Genomic DNA, 21,325 nt, shown 5'->3' with positions numbered 1-21,325 from the left:
CCTTCGCTTTTTTGGCTCGTCAAACGTTTTGTAGTGCTTTTTTTAAAGCACTACATCTTTCGTCTAATACGACTAATCAGTCAGTTTTCGGTGCTTTAGTCCAGGGCGTCGACTTTGACCCGTAAGGTCATGTCATCCCGGCCTTGAGTCGAGTAGCTGCGGGTCAGGCCCTGTTTGTCGGCCTGAGTCTGGCGATTTACGCCGGCGAGGGTGATCCATTCGCCCAGGCGTCCGCTGACTGTTGTGTCGGTACTTTGCACGTTCACTACATCGGGACGTTCCTGGCTCATGCGGTCACGGTTGGTACTGATTGCCAGGTGAACGATGTCGCCGGTGACGCTGGCGGTGACGTAGAAGCCTTGAGTGACGTTGCGGTATTGGGTCTGGCTACTGTAGTCGCCGTAGGAGTTGGTCTGACTGCTGGTGATCGGCACGCTCTGGCCAACCTGGATCAGCGCCGGCATGCCGTCGGTGGCCTGTACTTGCTGCACGCCGCCGTCACGGCTGGAGGTGCTGCGGCTGATAATGCGGGTCTGATTCGGCTGCGCGCCGTTGACCGAGTAGCCTTCATCGCCGCGACCGTTGTTTTCATTGGTATCAACCGTGATCAACAGGCGTTTGGGCGCAGTATCGAGCTGGGTAATCAGCGCTTTGAGTTCCTGAATCTTGTCCGGCTCGGCCTTGATGATCAGTTGGTTGCCATAGGCGCTGACCTGACCGTCCTTGCCGATAAAGTCTTGCGCCATCGGCAGCATGTCGGCGCTGGTGCGGTAGTTGAGGGGCACGATTTCTGTGGCTGCCATCACCGAAAAACTGCAACCGAGCAGCAGGGTGGTGAGCAGGGTGCGTAGGGACATGTCCGTTATCTCCGCTTTCGAAAGGCTTGATATTGCCAGTTTGTCGGCCCGGGGTGGGGCAAGTTGAATCGTAGACAGCAAAACGCCCCGGCATCGGTTGATGTCGGGGCGTTTTGTGGTGTGCTCAAGGGCCTTTGTGGTGAGGGGATTTATCCCCGATGGGGCGCGGAGCGGCCCCAAAAACCTTGGGCCTGCTTCGCAGTCCATCGGGGATAAATCCCCTCACCACAGGATCTCAAAAGATCACAAGATCTCTGTTGATCAGGCCGTATGCCGAACCATATCGACGTGCGGAATCCCCGCTTCAAGGAATTCCTCGCTGACCAGACTGAAGCCCAGACGCTCATAGAACGCCGTGGCCTGTACCTGCGCACTGAGCATCTGCTGCTGCAGGCCGCGGGCTTCGGCTTCGGCGATGACCGCTTGCATCAGCGCGTCGCCCACCTTCATCCCGCGCCAGTCCTTCAGTACCGAAACCCGGCCAATGTGCCCGTCGGGCAGCAGGCGGGCGGTGCCGATCGGAAAGTCGCCTTCGAACGCCAGAAAATGCACGGCGGTCGCGTCATCGGCGTCCCATTCCAGCTCGGGTGGCACCGATTGTTCGGCGATGAACACCGTTTCACGAATGCGCCGGATCTCGGCGTTGTCCTTTTGCCAGTCTGCGACACGTACGCGAATCTTATTCATCGGCAAATCCCAGGCTGCCCTGTTTGACCAGCTCGCACAGCAGGCCGCGACCGTCTTCGTCGTTGAGCCACTCGCCGAGGTTGTCGACATGCAGCGCATCGGCGGCGCAGATCATCTTCAGCAGCTCGCGCAGCTTGCCCGGCAGGTAACGGCTCTGGCCGCTGGCGAACAGCAGCAGGTCGTCATCGACTTCCGACCAGGCCAGGCGCGCGCTCGGGTTGCGGATCAGCACCGCGCCGTCCTGCAGGGCATTGAGGAAGTCATCTTCTTCAACGTCTTCCGGGCCGACCACCAGTTCCGGGTAGCGCGGCTCGGTCATGTACTGGCCGAACCAGGTCAGCAGCAGGCGTTCGTCGCTCATGTGCTCGGCGAGCAGGCTTTTCAGGCGACCGAGTGCGTCGTGCTGGATCTGATGCGGATCATCGCTGACCGGTTTCGCATCGGCGTCGGTGTAGCGTTCTTCGTCAGTCAGGAACTGGCTGAGGAAGTCGGTGAAGTGGGTCAGTACTTCCGAGGCGCTCGGGGCGCGGAAGCCAACCGAGTAGGTCATGCAGTTGTCCACGGCGACACCGCAGTGGGCCAGGCGCGGCGGCAGGTAGAGCATGTCGCCCGGTTCCAGCACCCACTCTTCGGTCTCGTGGAATTCGGCGAGGATGCGCAGATCCGCGTGTTGTAGCAGCGGGCTTTCGGAGTCGCACATCTGGCCGATCTTCCAGTTGCGCTGGCCATGACCTTGCAGCAGGAACACGTCGTAGTTGTCGAAGTGCGGGCCAACGCTGCCACCCGGGGCGGCGAAGCTGATCATCACGTCATCGACGCGCCAGCTCGGCAGGAAGCGGAAGTTTTCCAGCAGCTCGCTGACTTCCGGGACGAATTGATCAACGGCCTGAACGAGCAGGGTCCACTCTTTTTCCGGCAGCTTGCTGAATTCGTCTTCGGCGAACGGGCCGCGACGCAGCTCCCACGGGCGCTCGCCGTGCTCGATCACCAGGCGCGACTCGACCTCTTCTTCCAGGGCCAGGCCGGCCAGTTCATCGGCGTCGATCGGGCTTTCGAAGTCAGGGATGGCCTGACGGATCAGCAGCGGCTTTTTCTGCCAGTAATCGCGCATGAATTCGCGCGCCGTGAGACCGCCCAGGAGTTGAAGAGGAGTATCAGAATTCATGTGTAACCTATTGAAAAAAAGCATTTTTCAGACGGGAATAAAAACGCCCGGCGCGGCCGGGCGTCTCAAACGGGTCAAGCGGTGAATCAGATGCGTTTGGCTTGCGCCACAGCGTTGCCGATGTAGTTGGCCGGGGTCAGCTGTTTCAGCTCGGCTTTCGCTTCGGCTGGCATGTCCAGGCCGTCGATGAAAGTCTGCAGCGCTTCAGGGCTGATGCCCTTGCCGCGGGTCAGTTCTTTGAGCTTTTCGTACGGGTTTTCGATGTTGTAGCGGCGCATCACGGTCTGGATCGGCTCGGCCAATACTTCCCAGCAAGCGTCCAGATCGGCAGCGATCTTGTCAGCGTTCAGCTCAAGCTTGCTGATGCCTTTGAGGCTGGCTTCGTAGGCGATCACGCTGTGAGCGAAGCCCACACCGAGGTTGCGCAGTACGGTGGAGTCGGTCAGGTCGCGCTGCCAGCGGGAGATCGGCAGTTTGCTCGCCAGGTGCTGGAACAGTGCGTTGGCGATGCCCAGGTTGCCTTCGGAGTTTTCGAAGTCGATCGGGTTGACCTTGTGCGGCATGGTCGACGAACCGATTTCGCCAGCGATGGTGCGCTGCTTGAAATAACCCAGGGAAATGTAGCCCCAGATGTCACGGTCGAAGTCGATCAGGATGGTGTTGAAGCGCGCGATCGCGTCGAACAGCTCGGCGATGTAGTCATGCGGTTCGATCTGCGTGGTGTACGGGTTGAAGCCCAGGCCCAGTTCGTCTTCGATGAAGGCGCGGGCGTTGGCTTCCCAGTCGATCTGCGGGTAGGCCGACAGGTGCGCGTTGTAGTTGCCTACGGCGCCATTGATCTTGCCCAGCAGCGGCACGGCAGCGACTTGAGCGATCTGACGCTCGAGACGGTAAACCACGTTCGCCAGCTCTTTACCCAGAGTAGTCGGGGAGGCCGGTTGGCCGTGGGTGCGCGACAGCATCGGCACGTCGGCGAAACGGATCGCCAGTTCGCGGATGGCGTTGGCAGTCTGGCGCATCAGCGGCAGCATCACGTCGTCACGGCCTTCGCGCAGCATCAGGGCGTGGGACAGGTTGTTGATGTCTTCACTGGTGCAGGCAAAGTGGATGAACTCGCTGACCTTGGCCAGCTCCGGCAGCTTGGCCGCCTGCTCCTTGAGCAGGTATTCGATCGCCTTGACGTCGTGGTTGGTGGTGCGCTCGATCTCTTTGACGCGCTCAGCGTGCTCCAGCGAGAAGTTTTCAGCCAGTTCATTGAGAACGGCGTTGGCCTCGGCGGAGAAGGCTGGCACTTCCGGGATACCGGCGTGGGCGGCCAGACGCTGGAGCCAGCGCACTTCAACCAGGACGCGGGCACGGATCAGGCCGTACTCGCTGAAAATCGGGCGCAGGGCCTGGGTTTTGCCGGCGTAGCGGCCGTCAACAGGGGAAACCGCAGTGAGCGAAGAGAGCTGCATGGGGTGTTCTCGGACAGTCGGGCAACGAAATGGGGCGCGTATCATACATGAAAAAATCCGCCGGTCCGTTGCCAACTGACCGGCGTATTACGCGCTACAGACTACAAAACTTTTATTGCGCGACGATTTACTCGCTGCGCATCAACGGATACAGCTCTTTGAGCAGCTTGCGCCGGCTGATCACCAACTGCCAGCGGTGGCCGCCGAGCTGTCGCCACAGGCGTGCCGAACGGATGCCGGCCAGCAGCAGGGCGCGGATCTTCGAGGCGTTGCTCGGTTGCTGCAGGTTGCGCATGTCGCCATGCACCTGAATCCGCTGGCGCAGGGTGCTCAGGGTGTCCTGATACAGCGCACCGCAAGCGGCGATCACGTTTTCGTGGGCCGGGCCGAAGTGCTCGACCTGCGACTGGATCTGCGGCAGGCGTTTGCCAATGGTGTCGAGCATGTCGTCACGTTTGGCCAGTTGGCGTTCCAGGCCGAGCATCGACAGGGCATAGCGCAGCGGTTCGCGTTGCAGGGTGCTCGGGTCGCGCTCGAGGGCGCCGATCAATGCCCGATAACCCTCGCGCAGATTGAGGTCGTCGCCGCCGTACACGTCCAGTGTGTCCTTCGGGTCGCGTACCAGCAGGCTGCCGAGCATGCAGCTCAGGCCGGCCTCGCTGGTCTGGCCGGTCTTGGCGATGCGATCGACCAGCACCGCGGCGAGAAACACGCCGCCCAGCGCCGTCAGTTGCTCCTGAGTCGGGCTCATGCCTGGCCGCTCCACGGCTCGGCCACTTCGATCACGCCGCCACCGAGGCAGATTTCACCGTCATAGAACACCACGGACTGACCCGGGGTTACCGCGCGTTGCGGTTCGTCGAACACGGCGCGGTAGCCGTTTTCGGTTTTTTCCAGGGTGCAAGCCTGATCGCTCTGGCGATAACGCACTTTGGCGGTCAGGCGCAGTGGCTGGCTCAGGTCGATCGGATTGACCCAGTAGATTTCCGAAGCGAGCAGGGCGCTGGAGAACAGCCACGGATGGTTGTTGCCCTGGCCGACGATCAGCTCGTTGGTGTCCAGATCCTTGCGCAGCACGTACCACGGCTCATCGCCGGCGTCTTTCAAACCGCCGATGCCGAGGCCCTGGCGCTGACCGATGGTGTGGTACATCAAGCCGTGGTGACGGCCGATGACTTCGCCTTCGGTGGTCTTGATCTCGCCCGGTTGCGCCGGCAAGTATTGCTTGAGGAAATCGCTGAAACGTCGCTCACCGATGAAGCAGATCCCGGTGGAATCCTTCTTCTTGGCGGTCGCCAGCTCGTATTTCTCGGCAATGGCGCGAACTTCCGGCTTTTCCAGTTCACCGACCGGGAACAGGGTCTTGGCGATCTGTTCGCCGCCAACGGCGTGCAGGAAGTAGCTCTGATCCTTGTTTGGATCGAGGCCTTTGAGCAGTTCGGTGCGGCCATCGATGTCGCGACGGCGCACGTAGTGGCCGGTGGCGATCAGGTCGGCGCCAAGCATCATGGCGTAGTCGAGGAACGCCTTGAACTTGATCTCGCGGTTGCACAGGATGTCCGGGTTCGGCGTGCGACCGGCCTTGTATTCGGCCAGGAAGTGCTCGAACACGTTGTCCCAGTACTCGGCGGCGAAGTTGGCGGTGTGCAGCTTGATGCCGATCTTGTCGCACACGGCCTGGGCATCCGCCAGGTCGTCCATGGCGGTGCAGTATTCCGTTCCGTCGTCTTCTTCCCAGTTCTTCATGAACAGGCCTTCCACTTCAAAGCCCTGCTCGATCAGCAGGAGAGCGGAAACGGAAGAGTCCACGCCGCCGGACATGCCGACAATGACGCGCTTCTTGGATGTGTCAGAAGGGGCTGGATCACGCATAGGGATTCAATGAGTGTCTTGAAAAAGGACGCGATTCTAGCAGGCTCACGGCCTCAAGGCTAAAGAGAAGGGCGGATCAGTTCGAGACTGAAGTGATGGCCGGCCAGATAGTCGTCGATGCAGCGGATGATCAGCTCGCTGCGCCAGTTGTCGCGTTGAGCGATTAATTCGCTACGGGTCAACCACTTGGCGCCGACGATGCCGTCGTCCAGTTGATAGTCGGGGTGGTGTTTCACTGCTTTGGCGCTGAAGCACACGCGTTGATACGTCACGCCGTTGCTCGGCGCGGTATACAGATAAATGCCGATCACGCCGGTGGGTTCGACGTCCCAGCCGGATTCCTCAAGGGTTTCGCGGATGGCGGCGTCGATCAGGGTCTCGTTCGGGTCCAGATGACCGGCCGGCTGGTTGAGCACATTACGCCCTGCTTTGTGCTCTTCGACCATCAGGAAGCGGCCGTTGTCTTCGACGATGGTGGCGACGGTGATGTGGGGGAGCCATTCCATAGGGTTTCCTCGATGGTAGCGCGGTCAACTGTGGGAGCGAGCCTGCTCGCGAAAGCGTTGGGTCAGTCAACGAAGGTGGTGAATGATAAACCGCATTCGCGAGCAGGCTCGCTCCCACAGGGATTTTTGTGAATTCTGAAAACACAAACCCCGGCACACGGCCGGGGTTTGTGATGTTCCCTTTACAACCTTAAACCAGCGCAGCAATCGCCGCGTTGAAGGTTGCGCTTGGGCGCATGGCCTTGCTGATCAGCTCGGCGTCGGCGTGGTAGTAACCACCGATGTCCACTGGCTTGCCCTGCACGGTGTTGAGCTCGGCAACGATGGTCGCCTCGTTCTCGGTCAGGGTTTTGGCCAGGGTCGCGAACTGCGCTTGCAGTGCAGCGTCTTCGGTCTGGGCGGCCAGGGCCTGAGCCCAGTACAGCGCCAGGTAGAAGTGGCTGCCGCGGTTGTCGATGTTGCCGACCTTGCGCGATGGCGACTTGTTGTTGTCGAGGAACTGACCGGTGGCCTGATCCAGGGTTTTCGACAGAACCAGCGCTTTCGGGTTGTTGTAGTTCACACCCAAATGCTCAAGGGAGGCTGCCAGAGCCAGGAATTCGCCCAGCGAATCCCAGCGCAGGAAGTTCTCTTCAACCAGTTGCTGCACGTGCTTCGGAGCCGAACCGCCAGCGCCGGTTTCGAACAGGCCACCACCGTTCATCAGCGGCACGATCGACAGCATCTTGGCGCTGGTGCCCAGTTCCATGATCGGGAACAGGTCGGTCAGGTAGTCGCGCAGTACGTTGCCGGTCACCGAGATGGTGTCCTTGCCTTCGCGGGTGCGCTGCAGGGTGTACTTCATGGCATCGACCGGCGCCATGATCTGGATGTCCAGACCAGTGGTGTCGTGATCCTTCAGGTAAGCCTGAACCTTCTCGATCACTACGCCGTCGTGGGCGCGCATCGGGTCCAGCCAGAAGATCGCCGGGGTGCTGCTGGCGCGAGCACGGTTGACGGCCAGTTTGACCCAGTCCTGGATCGGCGCATCTTTGGTCTGGCACATGCGGAAGATGTCGCCGGCTTCAACAGCCTGCTCCATCAGCAGCTTGCCCTTGCTGTCGGTAACGCGAACCACGCCGTCAGCCTTGATCTGAAAGGTCTTGTCGTGCGAGCCGTACTCTTCGGCTTTCTTCGCCATCAGGCCAACGTTTGGCACGCTGCCCATGGTGGTCGGATCGAACGCGCCATTGGCTTTGCAATCTTCGATCACAGCCTGGTAGATGGTTGCGTAGCAACGATCCGGGATCACAGCCTTGGTGTCGTGCAGCTGACCGTCGGTGCCCCACATCTTGCCGGAGTCACGGATCATCGCTGGCATCGAGGCGTCGACGATGACGTCGCTCGGCACGTGCAGGTTGGTGATGCCCTTGTCGGAGTTGACCATCGCCAGCGACGGACGCGCGGCGTAGACCGCTGCGATATCGGCTTCGATCTGCGCTTGCTGCTCGGCCGGCAGGGCCTTGATGCGCGCGTACAGATCGCCGATGCCGTTGTTCAGGTTGAAGCCGATCTGGGCCAGCACGTCAGCGTGCTTGGTCAGGGCGTCTTTATAGAACTCGGCAACAATCTGGCCAAACATGATCGGGTCGGAGACCTTCATCATGGTCGCTTTCAGGTGCACCGAGAGCAGCACGCCTTGCGCTTTGGCGCTGTCGATTTCAGCGGCGATGAACGCGCGCAGGGCGTTTTTGCTCATCACGGCGCAGTCGAGGATTTCGCCGGCCTGAACGCTGGTTTTTTCTTTCAGAACGGTCGCGGTGCCGTCTTTGGCGATCAGCTCGATTTTCACAACGTCAGCGGCGTCGATCAGGGCAGCTTTTTCGCTGCCGTAGAAATCGCCGGTGCTCATGTGAGCGACGTGGGATTTGGAGTCTTTGGCCCAGGCGCCCATTTTGTGCGGGTGCTTGCGAGCGTAGTTTTTTACCGACAGCGGAGCGCGGCGGTCGGAGTTGCCTTCACGCAGAACCGGGTTCACGGCGCTGCCCTTGACCTTGTCGTAACGCGCCTTGGCTTCTTTTTCGGCGTCGTTGGTCACGGTTTCCGGGTAGTCCGGCAGGTTGTAACCCTGGGCTTGCAGCTCTTTGATCGCCGCTTGCAGCTGAGGCACCGAAGCACTGATGTTCGGCAGCTTGATGATGTTGGCTTCAGGCGTAACGGCCAGGTCGCCCAGTTCGGCGAGGTGGTCGGCTACGGCTTTGTCGCCCAGTTGCTCGGGGAAGCTGGCCAGGATGCGTGCTGCAAGAGAGATATCGCGGGTTTCCACGGCGATATCGGCCGAGGCGGTGTAAGCCTCGATGATCGGCAGCAGGGAATAGGTGGCGAGGGCTGGAGCTTCGTCGGTGAAGGTATAGATGATCTTCGAGCGGGTGGGCATATTCGGATTAACTCTCTCTTCTTTGCTAAAGCGTGCGCAGAAACTCGAGGGGCGCCGGGTAAGCGCGTTCGTTCAAAGTCATCCATGAACCGAATGTCGAGATTCTTCGCGGTGATGTTGGGTGCATCAGTAGAGCGTCAAGCAGTCGGACTGCGGTAACAACCCGACCAATCAGGCGGAAAGTCTCGTGCTAGAGAGGCCAGCCGTCGTGACCCTTTGGTCAGCGGGCGGCATTATACATAGGTAGCTGGCAATCTGCCGATGGTTCATATGCAACGATTCTCGTCCATTGGTCTAAAGGTCGCAGGGGCGGGTGGGGCGTAGAGTCGCTGCGAATGCTTGAGTTTGGCGCTTTTCCCTTTGCTTTCAGGCTTGTACGAGACCAGATGTGCCCGCGCCGTGAACAGAGGGTTTGCGTGTTGATTTAACTGGGTTACGCTCGAACCAAGCCAGATGTTCAATCCAAACAATGGAGTTCAGCATGGGTTACAAGAAGATTCAGGTTCCAGCCGTCGGCGACAAAATCACCGTCAATGCAGACCATTCTCTCAATGTTCCTGATAACCCGATCATCCCCTTCATTGAAGGTGACGGCATTGGCGTCGACGTCAGCCCGGTGATGATCAAAGTGGTTGATGCTGCCGTGGCCAAGGCCTATGGGGGCAAGCGCAAGATTTCCTGGATGGAGGTTTATGCTGGCGAAAAAGCGACCCAAGTCTACGACCAGGACACCTGGCTGCCCCAGGAAACCCTGGACGCCGTCAAGGATTACGTGGTCTCCATCAAGGGCCCGCTGACCACCCCGGTCGGTGGTGGCATCCGCTCCCTCAACGTAGCCCTGCGCCAGCAACTCGATCTGTATGTGTGCCTGCGTCCCGTGGTGTGGTTCGAAGGTGTGCCAAGCCCGGTGAAAAAGCCTGGCGACGTCGACATGGTGATTTTCCGCGAGAACTCCGAAGACATTTATGCCGGTATCGAATGGAAGGCCGGCTCCCCTGAGGCCACCAAGGTCATCAAGTTTCTGAAAGAAGAAATGGGCGTCACCAAGATCCGTTTCGACCAGGATTGCGGTATCGGCATCAAGCCTGTTTCCAAGGAAGGCACCAAACGTCTGGTGCGCAAGGCCCTGCAATACGTGGTGGACAACGACCGCAAGTCGCTGACCATCGTGCACAAGGGCAACATCATGAAATTCACCGAAGGTGCCTTCAAGGACTGGGGTTACGAGGTGGCGAAGGAAGAATTCGGCGCCGAGCTGCTCGATGGCGGTCCATGGATGAAATTCAAGAACCCGAAAACCGGCCGTGAAGTCATCGTCAAGGACGCCATCGCCGACGCCATGCTTCAGCAGATCCTGCTGCGTCCAGCCGAGTACGACGTAATCGCCACGCTGAACCTCAACGGTGACTACCTCTCCGACGCCCTGGCGGCGGAAGTGGGCGGTATCGGTATCGCGCCGGGCGCCAACCTGTCCGACACCGTGGCCATGTTCGAGGCGACCCACGGTACCGCGCCGAAGTACGCCGGCAAGGACCAGGTCAACCCGGGTTCGGTGATTCTGTCGGCCGAGATGATGTTGCGTCATCTGGGCTGGACCGAAGCGGCTGACCTGATCATCAAGGGCACCAATGGCGCCATCAAGGCCAAGACCGTGACCTATGACTTCGAGCGTCTGATGGAAGGTGCAACACTGGTGTCTTCTTCGGGCTTCGGTGAGGCGATCATCAAGCACATGTAAATCGTGCAGGTACAAAAAAACCGCCTTCGGGCGGTTTTTTCATGACCGGGTGACGGTTATGTCAGCCCGACACCGTTTCTGTATGAGGGGCATGCATAGCCGTTTCGCCTGCCACGGTTGCCGCTTTGATCTTTACCGCGTGCAGGCCTTTGGGCCCCTGGACGATGTCGAAACTGACGATCTGCCCGGCCTTGAGAGTTTTATACCCGTCCATCTCAATGGCCGAATAGTGCGCAAAGAAATCGACCTCTTTGCCATCCTCGTCCTTCCCCTCGCGGGCATCGGTATTGATGAAGCCGAATCCCTTGGCATTGTTGAACCACTTGACCTTGCCGACAGCCATGCTCAAATCCCTCTGCAACAGACTCCATCGCTGGAGTATCATCCAGGACATCCGCAATCTAATCCGTTAAAAGGATTGACTCCGCGGATCTTTTTTACCCACTGTGGGCTCTATTGGTTGTAACACCGTTTTCCCGATAGTCAAGGTGACCGGGCAGTCGGAGTTGAAAAGGTGTACAGCCGCCCCCACCACTGTATTTGCACAACTGACGAACCTTTCTTTCCATGCATGCAATCAGCCAGATTCGACTAACATTCAATCAGGATCGCCCGCTTCTCCAAAAGGATCATCCAGAGGAGCACGACGACGATTCGGCAGGCGTTGCTGTTCAGGAAGCAAAGCCTGCGTTACAGGCGCCGCCGATGTACAAGGTGGTTTTGTTCAATGATGACTACACACCGATGGATTTCGTCGTCGAAGTGCTCGAGGTGTTTTTTAACCTGAATCGCGAGCTGGCGACCAAGGTCATGCTGGCCGTTCACACAGAAGGACGGGCAGTATGTGGAGTGTTTACCCGCGACATCGCCGAGACAAAGGCCATGCAGGTCAACCAGTACGCCAGGGAAAGCCAGCATCCGCTACTCTGTGAAATCGAGAAGGACGGTTAATCGCCGACCACTTGGGTATGAGGTGAAGCTATGTTAAACCGCGAGCTCGAAGTCACCCTCAATCTTGCCTTCAAGGAGGCTCGTTCGAAGCGTCATGAATTCATGACCGTCGAACACCTGCTGCTGGCCCTATTGGACAATGAGGCTGCCGCCACCGTATTGCGTGCCTGCGGCGCAAACCTCGACAAACTCAAGCACGACCTGCAGGAGTTCATCGACTCCACCACGCCATTGATCCCCGTCCACGACGAAGATCGCGAAACCCAGCCAACCCTGGGATTCCAGCGTGTATTGCAACGTGCTGTCTTCCATGTGCAGAGCTCGGGCAAACGCGAAGTAACCGGCGCCAACGTGCTGGTTGCAATCTTCAGTGAGCAAGAGAGTCAGGCCGTATTCCTGCTGAAACAGCAGAGCGTTGCGCGCATTGATGTCGTCAATTACATCGCCCACGGCATTTCCAAAGTGCCAGGGCACGGCGATCACTCTGAAGGTGAACAAGATATGCAGGACGACGAGGGCGGTGAGTCTTCTTCTTCAGGCAATCCGCTGGATGCTTATGCCAGCAATCTCAACGAACTCGCGCGCCAGGGTCGGATCGACCCGCTGGTCGGCCGCGAATCGGAAGTCGAGCGTGTCGCGCAGATTCTTGCGCGCCGGCGCAAGAACAATCCGTTGCTGGTCGGCGAGGCTGGTGTGGGTAAAACCGCGATCGCCGAAGGCCTGGCCAAGCGTATTGTCGACAACCAGGTGCCGGATCTGCTGGCCAACAGCGTCGTCTATTCGCTCGATCTCGGTGCTCTGCTCGCGGGCACCAAGTATCGCGGTGATTTCGAGAAGCGCTTCAAGGCGCTGCTCAATGAACTGAAAAAACGTCCGCAGGCGATCCTGTTCATCGACGAGATCCACACCATCATCGGTGCGGGCGCTGCGTCCGGTGGCGTAATGGATGCCTCGAACCTGCTCAAGCCGCTGCTGTCGTCTGGCGACATTCGCTGCATCGGCTCGACCACGTTCCAGGAATTTCGCGGCATCTTCGAGAAGGATCGTGCGCTGGCACGACGCTTCCAGAAGGTCGATGTCGTCGAACCGTCGGTGGAAGACACCATCGGTATCCTGCGCGGCCTGAAAGGGCGTTTCGAGCAGCACCACAACATCGAATACAGCGATGAGTCGTTGCGCGCCGCCGCTGAACTGGCATCGCGCTACATCAATGACCGGCATATGCCGGACAAGGCCATCGACGTGATCGACGAGGCCGGTGCCTATCAGCGCCTGCAGCCGGTCGAGATGCGCGTCAAACGCATCGAAGTGCCGCAGGTTGAAGACATTGTGGCGAAGATCGCGCGGATTCCGCCAAAACACGTCACCAGCTCCGACAAGGAATTGCTGCGTAACCTGGAGCGCGACCTGAAGCTGACGGTGTTTGGTCAGGATGCGGCGATCGATTCGCTGTCGACCGCGATCAAGCTGTCCCGCGCCGGCCTTAAGTCGCCTGACAAGCCAGTCGGTTCGTTCCTGTTCGCCGGTCCCACCGGTGTCGGTAAAACCGAGGCCGCGCGGCAACTGGCCAAGGCGTTGGGCATCGAACTGGTGCGCTTCGACATGTCCGAGTACATGGAGCGCCACACCGTATCGCGTCTGATCGGTGCGCCTCCGGGCTATGTCGGCTTTGATCAGGGCGGTCTGTTGACCGAAGCGATCACCAAGCAACCGCACTGCGTATTGCTGCTCGATGAAATCGAGAAGGCGCATCCGGAAGTCTTCAACCTGCTGTTGCAGGTGATGGACCACGGCACGCTCACCGACAACAACGGGCGCAAGGCGGATTTCCGCAATGTGATCGTGATCATGACCACCAACGCCGGTGCCGAAACCGCGGCGCGTGCTTCGATCGGTTTCACCCATCAGGACCACTCGTCTGATGCGATGGAAGTGATCAAGAAGAGCTTCACGCCAGAGTTCCGTAACCGTCTGGACACCATTATCCAGTTTGGTCGCCTCAGCCATGAGGTCATCAAAAGCGTGGTGGACAAGTTCCTTACCGAACTGCAGGCGCAGCTGGAAGACAAGCGTGTGTTGCTGGAGGTTACCGATGCGGCGCGCAGTTGGCTGGCGGCCGGTGGTTATGACTCGGCGATGGGCGCACGTCCGATGGCGCGTCTGATCCAGGACAAGATCAAGCGTCCGCTGGCGGAGGAGATTCTGTTTGGCGAGCTGGCCGAGCATGGCGGTGTGGTGCACATCGACATCAAGGATGGTGAGTTGACGTTTGACTTCGAGACTACGGCGGAGATGGCCTGACGGCTTGGTTGTTGGTTTAGAGGGCGCCTTCGGGCGCCTTTTTGTTGGCTGATGTTTTTGGGTGTATATCCGTTGCTGCGGTTATGGCTGCTTGGGGTTCCGCCCTTACGGCGGGTCACTTTTGGCAAGCGCCCGGAATGCCGGCCCAGCCAAAAGTAACCAAAAGGTCTGTGCCCTGACGTTCGGCCCTCGCTTAGGCTCGGCTTCCTTCGCTGCGGGATTCATCCGGGGGCAGCGCCTACGGTTTGCTTCGCTGCACCTCCTCTCGCTGTGTTTGGCTGCGCCAAACGGTCGCTGCGCTCCCACCCCCGGATAAACCCCTCCACTCAGCCTGCCGACGGGCCCTGAGATCAAAAGCTTTACTCGAGCTAACGCTCATTGTGTTGAGTGGGGCGGCTTCGCCGCATGGGGTGCACGCACTCTGAATTGTAGGAGCCAGCCTGCTGGCGATGGCGGCCTGACAGCCGACCAATCTCTTGCTGATGCCCCCGGCCCAATTGTGGGAGCTGGCCTGCCAGCGATGGCGGCCGACCAGTCTGCCAATCTCCAACTGCCTACCCCAATCCACTGTGGGAGCGGGCTTGCTCGCGAAGGCGGCCTGTCAGCCGACCAAACTCCAAATGAAAACACCCAATCCCATGTAGGAACTGCCGAAGGCTGTGATCTTTTGATCTGCTTTGGCTTTGGCTTTTGATGTGGCTTTTGATGTGGCTTTTGATCTTCAGCCCCTTCGGCAGGCCGAGCGAAGGTGTCCATCAGGGGGTAGGCGCGCAGCGCCATGCGGCGAAGCCGCATACATCGAGAGGAGGTGCAGCGAAGCAAACCGGAGGCGATGCCCCCGGATGGGCACCGTAGCGAGGGAACACTGAGCCTCAGCGAAGTGCCGTACGCCGGGGCAAAGCCTTTTGGGTTACCTTTTCGGCGTTTGGAAAAGGTGACTCGCTGTAAGAGCGAAACCATAGGAGGCCGTTACCGCAGCAACGGATATACACCCAAAACCCAAACCCAAACCCAAATCGCAGACAAACAAAAACGCCCGGCAAAGCCGGGCGTCTTGTATTGACTTGATTAGCGAGCGCGGTAAGTAATGCGCCCTTTGCTCAAGTCATAGGGCGTCAGCTCGACGCGCACTTTGTCACCGGTAAGAATACGAATGTAGTTCTTGCGCATCTTGCCGGAGATATGCGCGGTTACGACGTGCCCATTTTCCAACTCCACACGAAACATGGTGTTGGGCAGGGTGTCGACGACAGTGCCTTCCATTTCGAAGCTGTCTTCTTTCGACATGCAGTAAAGCCCTCGGTGTCCAATGAATGGCCCGGTGCAACTGCGCCAGGCAAAAGCGGCGTGCATTGTGCCCGAAAAAGGGGGTTTAAGCCAAGGGGTTTACGGCTTGCGATCAGTTAAGAATCACCCAGCGCTGATTAATCAGCAATTCAATGGGGCGATACTGGGTCTTGTAGTTCATCTTTTTGCAGTTCTTGATCCAGTAACCGAGATACACCGCCTCTAGCCCCAGGCGCTGGCTTTCGGTGATTTGCCACAGGATTGCGAAACGACCCAGGCTGCGGCGCTCTTCGTCAGGTTCGTAGAAGGTATAGACCGCTGACAAGCCATTGGGCAGCAGGTCGGTCACCGCGACGGCGAGTAACCGTCCGTCGAGACGAAATTCATAAAAGCGCGAGAAGGGCAGATCGCGCACCAGAAAGGTCGAGAACTGGTCACGACTTGGCGGGTACATGTCGCCGTCGGCATGGCGCTGCTCGATGTAGCGCTGGTACAGATCGAAATATTCTTCGCTGAAGTGCGGTTTTACCGGGCGTACCTGCAGATCGGCATTGCGTTTGAAAATACGTTTCTGCTGGCGGTTGGGCAGGAACTGCGCCACCGGGATGCGTGCAGGCACGCACGCATTGCAATTCTGGCAATGGGGCCGATACAGATGATCGCCGCTGCGACGAAAACCCATTTCCGACAGGTCTGCGTAGACGTGCACATCCATGGGCTGACTCGGGTCGAGAAACAGCGTCGTCGCCTGCTCCTCGGGCAGATAACTGCAGGAATGAGGCTGAGTGGCATAGAACTTCAAGCGCGCCAACTCGGTCATGATCAACCCTCGGGATAAGCTGGTGAATTAAGTGTAAGCCACGCGCGCAAAAGTCGCTCAGCAAACCCAGGTGGCACGACTCGGTTGATCCAGGTGGCGAGCCAGATAGTCGGCGAATTCGTGGCGGGGGATCGCGCGGGCGCCGAGGCTGTGCAGATGATCGGTCGGCATCTGGCAGTCAATCAGAACGAATCCAGCGTCTTTCAAATGCTGCACCAGCGTGGCAAAGCCGAATTTGGAGGCGTTGTCGGCGCGGCTGAACATCGATTCGCCGAAAAACAGCTGACCCATCGCCAGGCCATACAGGCCGCCGACCAGTTGGCCATGATCCCAGACCTCTACCGAGTGGGCGAAGCCGCGGCGGTGCAGTTCGAGGTAGGCGTCCTGCATGGCTTCGGTGATCCAGGTGCCGTCGGCGTAATCCCTGGGGGCGGCGCAGGCACGGATCACGGCGTCGAAATCCTGATCGAAAGTCACCTGGTAGCGTTGCTTGCGCAGCAATTTGCCGAGGCTGCGCGAGACATGCAGTTCGTCGGGAAACAGCACGGTGCGTGGGTCCGGCGACCACCAGAGGATCGGCTGGCCTTCGGAGAACCACGGAAAACAGCCGTGCCGGTAAGCCTGCACCAGCCGATCGGCGGACAGATCGCCACCGGCAGCCAGCAATCCATTGGGATCGCGCATGGCCTTTTCCAGGGGCGGGAAGGTCAGGGAATTGCGTTGTAACCAAGTCAGCATGGCGTCCAGGCTTGCAGAAGGGGAGGGCAGTGCGGGCATCAGGCCCGCGATAAAGTGTGCCGTTAAATGACAGGAATGTCGTCCAGATACTTCTCCGCGTCCAGTGCCGCCATGCAGCCGGCGCCGGCCGAGGTCACGGCCTGGCGGTAGACGTGGTCGGCCACATCGCCGGCAGCGAAGACGCCGGGGATCTCCGTGGAGGTGGCGTCGCCGTCGCTGCCGCCCTTGACCAGCAGGTAGCCGTCGCGCATTGGTAATTGGCCCTGAAACAGGTCGGTGTTGGGTTTGTGGCCGATGGCGATGAACACGCCGGCCAGTGTCAGTTCGTGGGTCTGCCCGCTGTGGCTGTCACGCAGGCGCGCACCGGTCACGCCGCTGGCATCGCCCAGCACTTCGTCCAGATTCTGGTTCCAGTGCAGGCGAACATTGCCGCTGGCGGCTTTTTCGAACAGTTTGTCCTGAAGGATTTTCTCCGAGCGCAATTTGTCGCGGCGATGGATCAAATGCACCTCTTTGGCGATGTTCGACAGGTACAGCGCCTCCTCGACAGCGGTATTGCCGCCGCCCACCACGGCGACCACCTGATTGCGATAGAAGAAGCCGTCACAGGTCGCGCAGGCCGAAACCCCTTTGCCGGCGAAGGCTTCTTCCGAGGGCAGGCCCAGATACTGCGCCGAGGCGCCGGTGGCGATGATCAACGCGTCGCAGGTGTAAGTGCCGCTGTCGCCAATGAGTTCGAACGGGCGCTGCTGCAACTTGGCGGTGTGGATGTGGTCGTAAACGATCTCTGTGGCAAAGCGCTCGGCGTGTTTTTGCATGCGCTCCATCAGCGCCGGACCGGTCAGGCCTTCGACGTCGCCAGGCCAGTTGTCGACTTCGACGGTGGTGGTGAGCTGACCACCGGCCTGCAGCCCGGTAATTACCACCGGTTTGAGGTTGGCGCGGGCGGCGTACACGGCGGCGCTGTAACCGGCGGGGCCGGAACCGAGAATGATCAGGCGTGAATGCTTCGCTGCGTTCATCAAATACACCTCATAAGCCTTTGTCACAAAAGGCAATGCATGCTCAAATTGAACCGCAGGATTTGTGCGCTTGGCTATGCTCAGCTATGGGGTTTGAAGCATGGCATCAGCCGCACAAACCCGTACAATGCCGGGCTGTTACAGAATATTTGTAGAGCGCTGTGTTTATGGCTGTGTTTATAAAAGCTGCGGCACAGTGTTAAAAGTAGTCTCAGATGCGCCGGTTCACTTTTTTACCTGCCTGGATTGGGCAGTTTTTTATCGACATTCAATAGATGGACGCGCCCCGGGCGCAGGAAAAGAAGCGTTTTGAAGAAATCCACCGCAGCACCAAAAACAGTCGTTCCGCTCTGGCGCCAGCAATTGCACTACCGGCTCAAGGAAGGTGCATTGATCGCCATCGGTGCCTTGTGCCTGTTCCTGATGATGGCCTTGCTGACCTACGGCAAGGATGATCCGGGCTGGAGCCACAACAGCAAGATTGACGACGTGCAGAATTTTGGCGGCCCCGCCGGTTCTTACAGCGCCGACATCCTGTTCATGGTGCTGGGTTACTTCGCGTACATCTTCCCGCTGCTGCTGGCGGTCAAGGCGTATCAGATCTTCCGTCAACGTCACGAGCCGTGGCAGTGGAGCGGCTGGCTGTTCTCCTGGCGTCTGATCGGTCTGGTGTTCCTAGTGCTGTCCGGCGCTGCGCTGGCGCATATCCATTTTCACGCCGCCACCGGCCTGCCGGCGGGCGCGGGCGGGGCGCTGGGCGAAAGTCTCGGTGATCTGGCGCGCAACGCGCTGAATATCCAGGGCAGCACGCTGTTGTTCATTGCGCTGTTCCTGTTTGGCCTGACGGTGTTCACCGACCTGTCGTGGTTCAAGGTGATGGACGTCACCGGCAAGATCACCCTCGATCTGTTCGAACTTTTTCAGGGCGCGATCAACCGCTGGTGGTCGGCCCGTACCGAGCGTAAGCAACTGGTTGCGCAACTGCGTGAAGTCGATGACCGCGTCCACGACGTGGTGGCGCCGACCGTCACCGACAAGCGTGAACAGGCCAAGGTCAAGGAACGTCTGATCGAGCGCGAGCAGGCCCTGAGCAAACACATGTCCGATCGCGAGAAGCAGGTACCGCCGGTCATCGCCCCGGCTCCGGCCAAGGCGCCGGAGCCAAGCAAGCGAGTGCAGAAAGAGAAGCAGGTGCCGTTGTTCGTCGACAGCGCCGTGGAAGGCACCTTGCCGCCGATCTCGATCCTTGATCCTGCGGAAAAGAAACAACTCAACTATTCGCCGGAATCCCTGGCAGCGGTCGGCCACTTGCTGGAGATCAAGCTCAAGGAATTCGGTGTCGAAGTCACCGTGGACTCGATCCACCCGGGCCCGGTGATTACCCGTTACGAAATCCAGCCTGCAGCCGGCGTCAAAGTCAGCCGCATCGCCAACCTGGCGAAAGACCTTGCACGCTCGCTGGCCGTGACCAGTGTGCGGGTGGTCGAGGTGATTCCGGGCAAGACCACGGTCGGTATCGAGATCCCCAACGAAGACCGGCAGATCGTGCGTTTCTCCGAAGTACTGTCGACCCCCGAGTACGACAACTTCAAGTCGCCGGTCACCCTGGCCCTGGGCCACGACATCGGCGGCAAACCGGTCATCACTGACCTGGCGAAGATGCCGCACCTGCTGGTCGCCGGTACCACTGGTTCCGGTAAGTCGGTGGGCGTGAACGCGATGATCCTGTCGATCCTGTTCAAATCCGGCCCGGACGACGCCAAACTGATCATGATCGACCCGAAAATGCTCGAACTGTCGATCTACGAAGGCATTCCGCACCTGCTGTGCCCGGTAGTGACAGACATGAAGGACGCCGCCAACGCCCTGCGCTGGAGCGTTGCCGAGATGGAACGTCGCTACAAGCTGATGGCGAAGATGGGCGTGCGTAACCTGTCCGGCTTCAACGCCAAGGTCAAGGAAGCGCAGGATGCCGGCGAGCCGTTGAGCGATCCGCTGTACAAGCGCGAAAGCATTCACGACGAAGCGCCGCTACTGCAGAAGCTGCCGACCATCGTCGTGGTGGTCGACGAATTCGCCGACATGATGATGATCGTCGGCAAGAAGGTTGAAGAACTGATTGCGCGTATCGCACAGAAAGCACGTGCCGCCGGTATTCACCTGATCCTCGCGACCCAGCGACCTTCGGTGGACGTGATCACCGGTCTGATCAAGGCCAACATTCCGACGCGTATGGCGTTCCAGGTGTCGAGCAAGATCGACTCGCGGACCATCATCGACCAGGGTGGCGCCGAACAACTGCTCGGTCACGGTGACATGCTCTACATGCCACCGGGCACCAGCCTGCCGATCCGGGTGCACGGCGCGTTCGTTTCCGACGATGAAGTGCACCGCGTGGTCGAAGCCTGGAAACTGCGTGGCGCACCGGAATACAACGATGACATCCTCAGCGGTGTTGAAGAGGCGGGCAGCGGTTTCGAAGGCAGCAGCGGTGGTGGTGACGGTGATGATCCGGAAGCCGACGCGCTGTATGACGAAGCCGTACAGTTCGTCCTGGAAAGCCGCCGGGCGTCGATTTCCGCGGTACAGCGCAAGCTGAAGATTGGTTACAACCGCGCTGCGCGCATGATCGAAGCCATGGAAATGGCCGGGGTCGTCACCTCAATGAACACCAACGGTTCGCGTGAAGTTCTGGCCCCGGGCCCGGTTCGCGACTGATTGCAAAAGCAAAGGGCGGGACAATGATGTGCCGCCGCTCTCCCAACGAGTATTCAAGAGGACTCCCATGCGTCTTATCCGCATGCTGTTGCCAGTACTGGCGCTGACCACGTTCACGGCCCACGCCGATGACAAGGACGTGGCGCGTCTGACCCAATTGCTGGAAACATCGAAAACCCTGACCGCGAACTTCTCGCAGCTGACCCTCGACGGCAGCGGCACGCAGTTGCAGGAAACTCGCGGTGATATGGTTCTGCAGCGTCCGGGCCTGTTCTACTGGCACACCGAAGCGCCAAACGAGCAGACCATGGTCTCCGACGGCAAGAAGGTCACCCTGTGGGACCCGGACCTGGAACAAGCCACCATCAAGAAGCTCGACGAGCGCCTGACCCAGACCCCGGCGCTGCTGCTGTCCGGTGACGTGTCGAAGATCAGCCAGAGCTTCGAGATCAGCGCGAAAGAGGCGGGCGGCGTGATCGACTTCACCCTCAAGCCGAAGACCAAAGACACCCTGTTCGACAGCCTGCGCCTGTCGTTCCGCAACGGCCTGGTCAATGACATGCAACTGATCGACAGCGTTGGTCAGCGCACCAACATCCTGTTCACCGGGGTCAAGGCCAACGAAGCGGTGTCGGCGTCGAAGTTCAAGTTCGACATCCCGAAGGGTGCTGACGTTATCCAGGAATAGTGCGCACGAGGTGGGCTTTTGTGGCGAGGGGATTTATCCCCGATTGACTGCGCAGCAGTCACCTTTTTTGGGGCTGCCTCGCAGCCCATCGGGGATGAATCC

General features: G+C 59.4%; 18 protein-coding genes. 5 read left to right on the top strand and 13 right to left on the bottom strand.

Features of this window, described 5'->3' with window-relative positions:
* Positions 1 to 95 precede the first annotated feature (95 nt).
* From QRN61_RS09620 to QRN61_RS09585, 8 genes are all read right to left on the bottom strand, one after another.
* Entirely contained in the window at positions 96 to 857 is a 762-nt protein-coding gene (locus QRN61_RS09620) for a secretin N-terminal domain-containing protein (RefSeq protein WP_027614665.1), read from the bottom strand.
* A gap of 261 nt (positions 858 to 1,118) precedes the next feature.
* Complete coding sequence (locus tag QRN61_RS09615; RefSeq protein ID WP_150369664.1) at positions 1,119 to 1,544, bottom strand: GNAT family N-acetyltransferase; 426 nt, start codon at positions 1,542 to 1,544, stop codon at positions 1,119 to 1,121.
* Positions 1,537 to 2,709, bottom strand: coding sequence for a ribosomal protein uL16 3-hydroxylase (locus QRN61_RS09610; protein ID WP_285373667.1), 1,173 nt, complete (start codon positions 2,707 to 2,709; stop codon positions 1,537 to 1,539). The genes QRN61_RS09615 and QRN61_RS09610 overlap by 8 nt, the downstream gene beginning before the upstream one ends.
* Positions 2,710 to 2,795: 86 nt before the next feature.
* Entirely contained in the window at positions 2,796 to 4,166 is a 1,371-nt protein-coding gene (gene purB, locus QRN61_RS09605) for an adenylosuccinate lyase (protein WP_027614666.1), read from the bottom strand.
* Positions 4,167 to 4,293: 127 nt separating this feature from the next.
* Entirely contained in the window at positions 4,294 to 4,917 is a 624-nt protein-coding gene (gene hflD, locus QRN61_RS09600; RefSeq protein WP_003223824.1) for a high frequency lysogenization protein HflD, read from the bottom strand.
* Positions 4,914 to 6,038 carry a tRNA 2-thiouridine(34) synthase MnmA gene (gene mnmA / locus QRN61_RS09595; RefSeq protein ID WP_285373666.1) on the bottom strand — a complete coding sequence of 375 codons (1,125 nt, stop codon included), beginning with the start codon at positions 6,036 to 6,038 and terminating at the stop codon, positions 4,914 to 4,916. The genes hflD and mnmA overlap by 4 nt, the downstream gene beginning before the upstream one ends.
* Positions 6,039 to 6,097: 59 nt before the next feature.
* The gene (locus QRN61_RS09590; protein WP_285373665.1) at positions 6,098 to 6,544 is read right to left on the bottom strand and encodes an NUDIX hydrolase; all 447 of its coding nucleotides are present in this window, start codon (positions 6,542 to 6,544) and stop codon (positions 6,098 to 6,100) included.
* Between the two features lie 190 nt (positions 6,545 to 6,734).
* Positions 6,735 to 8,960 carry an NADP-dependent isocitrate dehydrogenase gene (locus tag QRN61_RS09585; protein ID WP_285373664.1) on the bottom strand — a complete coding sequence of 742 codons (2,226 nt, stop codon included), beginning with the start codon at positions 8,958 to 8,960 and terminating at the stop codon, positions 6,735 to 6,737.
* A gap of 481 nt (positions 8,961 to 9,441) precedes the next feature.
* Between QRN61_RS09585 and icd the strand changes: the two genes are divergently transcribed.
* On the top strand, positions 9,442 to 10,698 hold the full coding sequence (gene icd / locus QRN61_RS09580) for an NADP-dependent isocitrate dehydrogenase (protein ID WP_003223831.1): 1,257 nt from the start codon (positions 9,442 to 9,444) through the stop codon (positions 10,696 to 10,698).
* Between the two features lie 61 nt (positions 10,699 to 10,759).
* Here the strand turns inward: icd and QRN61_RS09575 are convergent, their stop codons facing one another.
* Positions 10,760 to 11,041 carry a cold shock domain-containing protein gene (locus tag QRN61_RS09575; RefSeq protein WP_103369331.1) on the bottom strand — a complete coding sequence of 94 codons (282 nt, stop codon included), beginning with the start codon at positions 11,039 to 11,041 and terminating at the stop codon, positions 10,760 to 10,762.
* Between the two features lie 224 nt (positions 11,042 to 11,265).
* Here QRN61_RS09575 and clpS point away from each other — a divergent pair, with 224 nt between their 5' ends.
* On the top strand, positions 11,266 to 11,649 hold the full coding sequence (gene clpS / locus QRN61_RS09570; protein WP_027614670.1) for an ATP-dependent Clp protease adapter ClpS: 384 nt from the start codon (positions 11,266 to 11,268) through the stop codon (positions 11,647 to 11,649).
* 30 nt (positions 11,650 to 11,679) lie between these two features.
* Positions 11,680 to 13,950: an ATP-dependent Clp protease ATP-binding subunit ClpA gene (clpA, locus tag QRN61_RS09565; protein WP_007964841.1), complete on the top strand. Its 2,271-nt coding sequence runs from the start codon at positions 11,680 to 11,682 to the stop codon at positions 13,948 to 13,950.
* Between the two features lie 1,068 nt (positions 13,951 to 15,018).
* Here clpA and infA read toward each other — a convergent pair.
* From infA to trxB, 4 genes are all read right to left on the bottom strand, one after another.
* Positions 15,019 to 15,237, bottom strand: a complete 219-nt coding sequence (gene infA / locus QRN61_RS09560; protein ID WP_002553999.1) for a translation initiation factor IF-1 — start codon at positions 15,235 to 15,237, stop codon at positions 15,019 to 15,021.
* A gap of 112 nt (positions 15,238 to 15,349) precedes the next feature.
* Complete coding sequence (locus QRN61_RS09555) at positions 15,350 to 16,057, bottom strand: arginyltransferase (protein WP_027614671.1); 708 nt, start codon at positions 16,055 to 16,057, stop codon at positions 15,350 to 15,352.
* 57 nt (positions 16,058 to 16,114) lie between these two features.
* Positions 16,115 to 16,795 (bottom strand): leucyl/phenylalanyl-tRNA--protein transferase, encoded by a 681-nt coding sequence (aat, locus tag QRN61_RS09550; RefSeq protein WP_096795635.1) that lies wholly within the window; start codon positions 16,793 to 16,795, stop codon positions 16,115 to 16,117.
* A gap of 62 nt (positions 16,796 to 16,857) precedes the next feature.
* Positions 16,858 to 17,817 (bottom strand): thioredoxin-disulfide reductase, encoded by a 960-nt coding sequence (gene trxB / locus QRN61_RS09545; RefSeq protein WP_097088110.1) that lies wholly within the window; start codon positions 17,815 to 17,817, stop codon positions 16,858 to 16,860.
* A 309-nt stretch (positions 17,818 to 18,126) separates the two neighbouring features.
* Between trxB and QRN61_RS09540 the strand changes: the two genes are divergently transcribed.
* Entirely contained in the window at positions 18,127 to 20,535 is a 2,409-nt protein-coding gene (locus tag QRN61_RS09540) for a DNA translocase FtsK (RefSeq protein WP_285373663.1), read from the top strand.
* Between the two features lie 67 nt (positions 20,536 to 20,602).
* Positions 20,603 to 21,223, top strand: coding sequence for an outer membrane lipoprotein periplasmic chaperone LolA (lolA, locus tag QRN61_RS09535; protein ID WP_007966612.1), 621 nt, complete (start codon positions 20,603 to 20,605; stop codon positions 21,221 to 21,223).
* Positions 21,224 to 21,325: the final 102 nt, after the last annotated feature.

Source organism: Pseudomonas sp. lyk4-TYG-107 (genome assembly GCF_030209055.1).
In the GTDB taxonomy this organism is placed as follows: domain Bacteria; phylum Pseudomonadota; class Gammaproteobacteria; order Pseudomonadales; family Pseudomonadaceae; genus Aquipseudomonas; species Aquipseudomonas putida_A.
The sequence above is the reverse complement of the archived record's forward strand: the minus strand, read 5'-3'. Positions and strand labels throughout refer to the sequence as shown.